Source organism: Streptomyces sp. NPDC047974, from assembly GCF_040653375.1.
Taxonomy (GTDB): domain Bacteria; phylum Actinomycetota; class Actinomycetes; order Streptomycetales; family Streptomycetaceae; genus Streptomyces.
Genome location: NZ_JBEZNU010000125.1, coordinates 1 through 1,174, shown reverse-complemented (window position 1 = coordinate 1,174; position 1,174 = coordinate 1). Strand labels below are relative to the sequence as shown.

General features: G+C 62.4%; 1 pseudogene. It reads right to left on the bottom strand.

The annotated features are described in order from the left end of the window. Positions 1-88, bottom strand: a pseudogene (locus AB0E19_RS38845) (MarR family transcriptional regulator); the annotation flags it as partial. Positions 89-1,174 lie beyond the last annotated feature (1,086 nt).

Genomic DNA, 1,174 nt, shown 5'->3' with positions numbered 1-1,174 from the left:
CGAAGCCCAGTGCCTCCAGCCGGTCGCACATGCGGCTCACCGAGGGCGGCGCCGAGCCGAGCAGCTCGCCCAGGGTGCGCAGGCTGATATGGATCTCGAACTCACGATCACCCATGCCAACCTGGGCAACTCGCGTCTCCAGGTGACGCCGCAAGGCGTCGTTGCTGGCCTCCAGCGCGTCCGAGTACGCGGCGATCGCGTTCCTGCGGGTCTTGACCGCGCGCTCTTCCTCGGTCGCCAGCACCTGCAGCTTCGCGGCCCCGTCGGTGCGCACCTTGGCCAGCCGCGCCTCCAATTCGCCCAACTGGCGCTTGACCGTGATTCCTTCCTTGCCCGCGACGTTCTGCCGCTGAAGGAAGTCGATCTGTGCCTGCAGCGATCGCGCATCCGCGTCCGTGCTGGCCTGCGTCAGTTCCTTCATGCGGCTGTAGTAGGCCTCAGCCGTGATCTGACGGGCTGCGTACTCCGCGCGCAGGGTCTGGGTACTCGCCGATATGGTCGCCTGTTCCTGCACCAGGTCGTCCTTGTAGCCTTGGAGGCCTGCGCCTCGGGCAGCAGACCCAGTGCTGGCTTTGGTCTTCTCCTTGTACTTCTTCTCGATCGCTTCGACCGCGGCTGCACGGCGTTCTTCAATCTTCTCGACTTCGGTCGTAAGGCCAGCCGCCTCGGCCTTTTTCCGAGCAATCTCAGCTTCGCCATTGATCCGACCAATCTCAGCACGCTTCTTACTGATCTTGGATTCCTGCTTATCGATGATGCCGTCCATCTCGGCGACGAAGTCCAGAGACGCTGCCTGTGCGGCCTTCAACTCGGCGTCCTTTCGCTCCTTCGAAAGGTCCGCTGCAATTTCTTTGATCTGCTTGGCGCGGGTCTCGATGCGCTGCTGGTACTCATACACCCATGCGGCACTCATGCCATCCGCGACACCCTTGTTCATCGTCGCAACGTCTCGCTGGTTTGCCAGCAACAGCTGCTGCATTTGCATCGCCTGTGGGCCAGCACCGGTACTCGCCTGCATGGCCCCCCATGCTTTCGTCGCTTCACTCCAGATGGCTTTCCATCCCTGAATCACTGGGTTCTGGCTTGCCCTAACCCGTGCGAGCGCCATCTCCGTTTCACCTGCTGAGGCCCGCGTAATGACCGTTGCCGCGTCCTGATTTCGACCCTGCTCTTG